Here is an 8,318-nt window from a genome sequence, read left to right on the forward strand (position 1 = left end):
CCCCCCCCCCCCACAGGGTGTTCAGTCGGCTGGATAGTTGATTCGATAACGGGTACTGCGCCCCCCGCCTGGCATCCGCTCCAGGCAGCCCTTCTCCAACAGCTCCGTCAGATGTCGCGTTGCCGTTGCCTTGGAAACCTTGGCCACGGCCTGGTACTGAGCGGCACTGATGCCCTGCTCGAATCCCCTTTCACCACCGTCGAGCAATCGGTTCAGCACTTTGACCTGCTCCGGTGTGAGCGCCGAATCGCGATGGACTTGCCAGAAACGCGTCTTGCCCAGAACACTTTCGATATTGGTCATTGCCTTCTGCAGGCTGCGCAAAAGCGTTTGCAGGAACCAGGTCAGCCAGTCGGTGATATCCAGCGTGGCCCTCTGGCTGTTTTCCAGGATTCGGTAATAACCGACGCGATCTTCCAGAATGCTCACCGACATCGCGTGGAAACGGATCGCCTGGGCCTCGCCCTGGGCCAGTGCAAGATCGGTCAGGGTGCGGGTCAGGCGGCCATTGCCATCGTCGAATGGGTGCAGGGTGACAAACCAGAAATGAGCGATGCCGGCACGTAGCAGCGGATCGATGCTGGACTGGTGACGGCTGGCTTCGAACCAGTCGATGAACCGTTGCAATTGTTGCTCAAGTCCTTTTCGAGGCGGCGCTTCGAAATGCACGGTAGGCCGCTCCAGCCTTCCCGAAACCACTTGCATCGGTTCGTCACCGCGCAGTGCACCTACGCGGATCCGCCGATGGGCAAGGTCGCTGGTTTGATCAGGAAATAACCACTCATGCCATTCCAGCAAGCGTTCGACGGTCAGGGGCTGGTTGAAATGCCGAGTCGCATCCAACAGCAGCTTCGCCAAGCCTTCGCTACGCTGAGTGACCGAAGTGTCATCGGCGTGTTCCAGGCCCAGGCGGCGGGCCAGGGACGAGCGCACCGAGCCGACATTCAACTGTTCTCCTTCGATAGCTGAAGAGGACACGATGTTTTGCAACAAGGCATCAAGTTCGTTCTGCACGCTGATTGACGCCGTGACCGCGCCCGTCATGCCCAGCAACCGACCTTGCGCCTGTACGCATTCCCTTAGCAACGGCGCCAATGCTTCAGCTTGCCAGTGAAAGTCGGGCCATTCGGCCTGCTGCCAGATCCAATGAGCTGCCATGAGTCTGTCCGAAAGTGAGTGAGCCGAATAATAGCGCTATTCGGCTCATTTCGTGAGCCGAATAAATGCCCTATTCGGCTCACGCCATTCTCAGTCCGTGATTTCGCACACAGAATCGCTCGTTCCCCGATTGTGAAAAATCCGTCAAATGGCTACTCTTCGCGCCATCTACGGCCCCTTGTAACGGGGCCTCCAGACGTAATCCGAATAATGACAAACAGCGCCCGGGGAAGGGCGCCGGGTTGCGTTGTGCATGGCAGGAGGCATACGTGCGTTTTCTTTTTTTATCGATCGTGCTGCTCGGCGCGCCGCTGGCGTGGGCCGCGCCTTCGGCTGAAATGTCGGAGCCGGTCGGTGGCTGGCGCTATAGCGGCTTGCTCGATCGCACGGAAAACCCTCAGGTCGCCTATCCCACGCCGCCCATCGATCGCGGTATCCAGCGCAATCGCACGATGATCGAGGGCCGGGTCAAGGACCTGGGCACGGCGCGCCAGCCCCACAGCCTGGCAGTCAACGGCAACCCGTTGAATCTCTATACCGACGACGAGGGGCGTTTTGCCCGGCCGTATGCGTTCGGCGCCGGCTCCAACAGCGTCGAAGTGCGCAGCTCCGAAGGCCAGTCCCTCAAGCGTGTGCAATTTTATGAAGCCAACAGCCTGCGCACTCCGGCGCAGATTCGCGTGGTGCTGGGCTGGGACGACCCCAAGGCCGAACTCGACCTGCATATCGTCACACCCGACGGCCAACATGCGTTCTTCGGCCAGCCGGCGCTGAGCAATGGCGGCGGCCTCGACCCGGATGGCGTCGATGGCCCCGGTCCCGAGATGTTCACCATGACCGCGCCGATGCACGGCACCTATCTGGTCTACGTGAACTATTGGGGCAACTACGGCAGCGGCGGCTACAACTTCGACGAAGCCAGCAACCAGAACGAGGTGATCACCTCACAGATCAACCTGGTGCTTAACGAAAACACCGTCGATGAAAAACGCGAGACCTTTGTCGTGCCCCTGCGCGCCATTGGCGATCTGTTGCTGGTCAAGACTTTCAACTACTAAGTATCCGCTCCACGGATGAACAGGCCCTTGTGAATATGAGCGACAACACTGCTTCCCCGACCACGCCGACCCCTGTCGCCAAACCTGTGCGCCGCTGGCCGGCGATACTGATCGGACTGTGCCTGGTGACCGGCGTGGCCGCCGGGTTGGGCTGGTTCATGACCAAGCCCAAGGCGCCGCCCATGGAGCTGGCGTTGGAAAAGCTCGGCGTGAGCCGTCCCGACGGCCTGCTCGAAGCGCATTCCTTGAGCCAATTGCCCAAGGACCTGCTGGCCGTGCCGTTCCTCAAGGCCACGCTCACCGAGGATTTCGTCTTCTATTACGAAGCCCACGCCGACCGCCTCGGCCTGATCGGCAGCCTGCGCCGGATCATCTACGAGCATGACCTCAAGCTGCAGGACAGCCTGATCGAGCAGCTTTTCGACCAGCCGGCGGACGTCGCGCTGTGGCGCGGTGCGGACGGCCGACTCAAGGATTTCCTGCTGGTGATGGACCGTGGCGGATTGGCGAAGGTGCTCGAGCCATTGGCGAAAGTCGCCCTGGACGACACCCAGTTGAGCAAGCTCGGCGACCTGAAGGTGGGCGGCGACGAAGTCGCGCTTTACCAACTGAGCTATAACGCCAGCAAATCCCTGGTCTTCGCGTCCCATGGCGACAAGCTGGTGGTGCTGTCCAACCCGACCAAGCTCTACGACAAAGGCAATGGCCCCACCGACGAACCGGGCATGGTCTCGACCCAGGCCCTCGAAGCGTTGCTGGCCGGTGAGAAACTCTTCCCCGAAGCCTTCGGGCTGGCGCCCAAGGCGCCGCAGGTCAAGCAACGCATCTCGGTCAACGCCAGCGTGCTCGCCATGGGTTACCAGCGTTTCATTCCGAATTTCGCCGGCTTGCGTTTCGACATGGACGACAAGGGCTGGCACAGCTTCCTGGCCATGGACGAACTGGAAAACCAGCCGGACTTCGATTTCAAGCCCATCTGGCAAGCCATGCCGATGGGCGCCAGCGCTTGCGTGGCGTTGCCCCTGGCCGCCGAGCAACAGAAGCCCCTGCTGGTAAAACTCGGCGCCGACGAAAAAGCCGCCCAGGCCATGGTTGGTCACGTGGCTGGCGCGGCGGGCCTGTGCTGGTACGCCGAGTCGCGCCTGTATACCCCGCTGCTGGTGGCAAGCCTGAACGAAGACGACGGCAAGCTCGACGCCGACCTGGGCAAGCTGTTCGGTTCGATGGTGGGCGCCTATGAAAACAACGTCGCCGAACATGCGTTCCCGGTTGTAGAGAAGCAGCAAGGTGCGATGCACCAATGGCAACGCCAGGTCAGCTCCAACTTCGGCCCCTACCTGGCCAAGGACGCCGAGCAGCCCGAATCGATCACCGGCAAGGCGTTCATGCGGGTCAGCCTGGCGCGGCACGGTTCGACCCTGCTGTTCTCTCTTGACGACAAACTGGTCGACAAGGCCCTCGGCACCCTCGACAAACGCTTCCCGCCCATGGCCGATGTAGTGCCCAAGGACCAGTTGATGCCGGTCTACTTCGGCCCCGATTCCATGGCGCAACTGATGCAGCGCGAAACCCTCGACAGCCTGCCCCAGGACATGGAACCGGTATTCTATAACGCCGCGCAAACCTACCTGATTCCGAAACTGCGCACCCTCGGCGGCTACGGCAAATACGCCCTGACCTTGCCTGCCGGCAGCGAGCCGGACGGTCATTGGCAATGGTTGCCGCTGGAATGGAAAGCGCTGTGACAGGACTGATCCGCACTCCCGGATTGGCGCTGCTGCTGGCATTGCTGCTCGGCGCGCGGGCGTTCGCCGACGAGGCGCCGTCGCTGGATGCGCAACAATCCCAGGTCTTTCGGGCCTGGTTCGTGCGCATCGCCCAGGAACAACTGAGCAAAGGCCCGAGCCCGCGTTGGTACCAGCAGGACTGCGCCGGACTGGTGCGCTTCGCTGCCAACGAAGCGCTGAAAGTCCATGACCAGAAATGGTTGCGCAGCAATGGCCTGTCCAACCGCTACCTGCCGCCGGAGCTGCCGCTGAGCGATGCGCAACGGCGTCTGGCCCAGCAATGGCAGCAAGGCGGCGGCAAAGTCGGGCCTTATGTCAACGCAATCAAGCTGATCCAGTTCAACAGCCGTCTGGTGGGCCGCGATGTCACCCAGGCCCGGCCCGGCGACCTGATGTTTTTCGACCAGGGCGACGACCAGCACCTGATGATCTGGATGGGCCGCTACATCGCCTATCACACCGGCACTACCACCCCCACTGATAACGGCATGCGTTCCGCAAGCCTGCAACAACTCATGAACTGGAAGGACACCCGATGGATACCCGACGCAGCCAACCCCAACTTCATCGGCGTCTATCGACTCAACTTTCTCACCCAATGACCGGTGCCCGCATGCTGCGCTTGTGTTCGAAACTGCCCCTGCTGTTTGCTCTGTTGCTGGCACCTCTCGTGAATGCCGAAGACACCGTGGAGCCCAGCGGCTACACGCCGGTGTCCGGTGAAAGCTTCTTCCTGCTGGCCGACAGCAGTTTTGCCAGTGACGAGCAGGCCATGGTCCGTCTCGAAGCGCCGGGTCGCGACTACCGCCGGTTCCGCATGGAGCCCTACGGCGGCGCCGATATCCGCGTCTATCGCATCGAAAAGCCACTGGAATTCCTCAAGCGCCAGAAGAATCTGCACCGTGTGGTCAGCGACGGCCAGTTCAAGGGCGAAGGCTTGTCCAATACCCTCGCGTATCTGTGGGACAACTGGTATCGCAAGTCCCGCCGGGTGATGCAGCGGGCGTTCTCCTACGAGTCCCGCCAACAAGTCACTGAAGAAGTGCCGGAGCTGAAGGTCGGCAATGCCTTGATCGCGCCGACCCCGTACGACGCGCCAGCGCAATTCGCCTTGATCCCCGGCTTGCCGGTGGTCAGCCAGTTCCGCTATCCACTGTGGCAGGCCAAACCGATCCAGCCACCGGCCGGCGTCGACCTGGCCGGTTCGTCCAGCGACTTCGTCAGCGTCGCGCCGGGCAATGTCTACGTGCCGCTGGGCCAGTTGAAGCCGGGCCTGTACCTGGTGGAAGCGCTGATCGGCAAGTACCGGGCGACGACGATGGTCTTCGTCTCCAACACCGTGGCCGTGAGCAAGATTGCCGGCGACGAATTGCTGGTCTGGGCCGCGCGCAAGCATGAGGGCCGTTCGGTGCCCAAGGTCAATGTGCTGTGGACCGACGGCCTGGGCGTGATGAGCAGCGGTGCCACCGATGAAGACGGCCTGCTGCGCCTCAAGCACGTCAGCCCGGAGCGTTCGTTCGTCATTGGCGAGGACGAAGAGGGCGGGGTGTTCGTCTCGGAAAACTTCTACTACGACAGCGAAATCTACGACACCAAGCTTTACGCGTTCACCGATCGGCCGCTGTACCGGCCGGGGGATTGGGTGTCGCTGAAGATCGTTGGCCGCGAGTTCAAGAACGCTCGTGACTCGGTGCAACCGACCGCCGCCGACGTCAACGTCAGCGTGCTGGACGCGACCGGCACCGCGCTGCAAACCCTGGCCCTCAAACTCGACTCCAAGGCCGGCACCCAGGGCCGCTTCCAACTCCCGGAAAATGCCGTGGCCGGTGGTTATGAGTTGCGCTTCAGCTACAAGGACCAGCTCTATAGCAGCGCCTTTCGCGTGGCCGAATACATCAAGCCGCATTTCGAAATCGCCCTGAATCTCGCCAAGCAGGATTACCGCACCGGCGAGCCGGTCAAGGGCAATCTGGTGCTGCTCTACCCGGACGGCAAGCCCGTGGCGGACGCCAAGGTCAGCCTGAGTCTGCGCGCCCAGCAACTGTCGATGGTGGATAACGAGCTGCAGTACCTGGGGCAATTTCCGGTGGAGCTGACCAGCAGCGAAGTGACCACCGACGCCAAGGGCAACGCCACCCTCGACCTGCCGGCCGCCGACAAGCCAAGCCGCTACACACTTACCGTATTCGCCAGCGATGGCGCGGCCTATCGGGTCAAGACCAGCAAGGAAATCCTCATCGACCGTGGCGCGGCGAATTTCCGCCTGAGCGCTCCCCAGCGGTTCAGCGCCGTCGGCCAGAAAGTGTCGTTCAGCTACGCCAACGAAGGCGGCAACGAGCAGGCCAAGGCCGTGACACCGGGCAGCTACGCCTGGGTACGCCTGGAAGACCAGAGCATCGGCGAAGGCAAGCTGGCGGCCAAGGACAAAGGCTTCAGCCTGGCCTTCGAGCGTCCCGGTACCTACAACCTGACGCTCAAGGACGACCACGGCCGGGTTATCGGCGCCGCCGCGCATGCGGTGACCGGCGAAGGCATCAAGGCCGTGCCGGGCACGGTCGAGATCGTCTTCGACAAGCCTGAATACAAGACCGGTGACGAAGCCCTGGCCTTGATCACTTTCCCGGAACCGGTCAGCGACGCGCTGCTGTCCCTGGAGCGGGACAAGGTCGAGGCTACCGCGCTACTGACCAAGGGCGCCGACTGGCTGAAGATGGAAAAGCTCAGCGACACCCAATACCGCGCGCGCATTGCCGTGAAAGACAGCTTTGCGCCGAACCTGACCTTCTCGGTGCTGTACACCAAGGGCGGCCAGTACAGCTTCCAGAACGCCGGCATCAAGGTGGTTGCGCCGCAGATCGACGTGGCCATCACCACCGATAAAGCCACCTACCGGCCGGGCGACACGGTGACCGTGGACCTGGGCACCCAGTTCGCCGGCAAGGCGATCCCGGCGCACCTGACCGTCAGCGTCGTCGATGAAATGGTCTATGCCCTGCAACCGGAAGTGGCGCCGACCATCGACCAGTTCTTCTATCACCCACGCCGCAACAACGTGCGCACCAGCGCCAGCCTGTCGTTCATCAGCTACGACGTGGCGCTGCCAGGCAGCCCTGGCGCGCCGGGCAAGGCCAACCGCAGCGAGCGCGGCGTCAAGGTGCTGGAACGGCCGCGTCGCGAAGACGTCGACACCGCCGCATGGCAACCGGAGCTGGTCACCGATGCCAACGGCAAGGCCCGCTTTACCTTCAAGATGCCGGACTCGCTGACCCGCTGGCGCATCACCGCCAAGGCAATCGCTGACGACGGCCAGGTGGGGCAGAAGAAGCAGTTCATCGCCTCGGAAAAACCGCTGTACCTGAAGTGGAGCGGGCCGACCCGCTTCCGCGTGGGCGACAAGCCGCAACTGGGCCTGTTCGTCTTCAGCCAGTCGGAAAAACCGCTCAAGGCCGAATTGTTGATCCGCTACGCCGGCGCCGAACAACGTGTGGTTGCGGACCTGAAAAATGGCATCAACTACTTAGCGCTGCCGACCATGGAGCTGAGCAACGGCGACTTGACCGTGCAGTTGCAACTCAACGGTGAAACCCAGGACGCCCTGGCCATGCACCTCAATGCCAGCGGCAACGGTTGGCAGGTCACCCAGAGCCAGCGTCTCGACGTTATGAGCGACGCCACGCCACTGAGCCTGCCGGCCGACGCCAGTGACATTCGCCTGCGCCTGGATGACAGCCCGCAAGCGCTGTTCCGTTCGGCCCTGGACGACTTGTTGAGCTACCCGTACGGCGGCGTCGAACAGACCGCCAGCCGCTTGTTGCCGTTGAGCATTGCCTACCCGTCCCTGGCGTCGAACCCGCAGATTCGTGACCGCTTGCGCTTGATCATGCAGAACAGTCGCTTGCGCCTGGTGCAGATGGCCGGCCCGTCGGCGAGCTTCACCTGGTGGGGCCAGGACGGTGAACCGGATGCGTTCCTCACCGCCTATGCCTATTACGCCGACTGGCACGCCAGCAAGGCCCTGGACCTGGACCTGCCGCCGGAGCACTGGCAGCGGGTGCTGGAGGTCTATGCCAAGCAGGCCGGTGATACGCCATTGCTGCAACGTGCCCTGATCCTGTCGTTCGCCAGACAGATGCAATTGCCGGTGAACACCTTGCTCAGCGGCTTGATGGACGAGCTGGCGAAGGCCAGCGAAGACAGCACCGAGAGCGTGCTGGACAGTGGCGAGGACAGTCTCGTCATGTACGCGCCGGATTCAGCCCTCGGCCTGGCCAGCGCCCGTGTCCTGACGGCATCGCTGGCCAAGCAGATGAAAGTG

The 8,318-nt window shown here is 62.4% G+C and carries 5 protein-coding genes; 4 read left to right on the top strand and 1 reads right to left on the bottom strand.

The features are described from left to right. Positions 1 to 21: 21 nt before the first annotated feature. Entirely contained in the window at positions 22 to 1,158 is a 1,137-nt protein-coding gene (locus ACE04F_RS18770) for a Fic family protein (RefSeq protein WP_486109016.1), read from the bottom strand. Between the two features lie 269 nt (positions 1,159 to 1,427). Here ACE04F_RS18770 and ACE04F_RS18775 point away from each other — a divergent pair, with 269 nt between their 5' ends. The 4 genes from ACE04F_RS18775 to ACE04F_RS18790 form a co-directional block, all read left to right on the top strand. Continuing rightward, positions 1,428 to 2,216 carry a YfaP family protein gene (locus ACE04F_RS18775; RefSeq protein WP_486109018.1) on the top strand — a complete coding sequence of 263 codons (789 nt, stop codon included), beginning with the start codon at positions 1,428 to 1,430 and terminating at the stop codon, positions 2,214 to 2,216. Between the two features lie 35 nt (positions 2,217 to 2,251). After that, positions 2,252 to 3,961, top strand: a complete 1,710-nt coding sequence (locus ACE04F_RS18780) for a DUF2138 domain-containing protein (RefSeq protein ID WP_486109020.1) — start codon at positions 2,252 to 2,254, stop codon at positions 3,959 to 3,961. Beyond that, positions 3,946 to 4,605, top strand: coding sequence for a DUF1175 domain-containing protein (locus ACE04F_RS18785; RefSeq protein WP_486109022.1), 660 nt, complete (start codon positions 3,946 to 3,948; stop codon positions 4,603 to 4,605). The genes ACE04F_RS18780 and ACE04F_RS18785 overlap by 16 nt, the downstream gene beginning before the upstream one ends. After that, the coding region (locus ACE04F_RS18790; RefSeq protein ID WP_486109058.1) for an alpha-2-macroglobulin family protein at positions 4,602 to 8,318 on the top strand (3,717 nt) is incomplete at its 3' end. The genes ACE04F_RS18785 and ACE04F_RS18790, both read left to right, overlap by 4 nt.

It is taken from the genome of Pseudomonas sp. AGC41 (genome assembly GCF_057334555.1).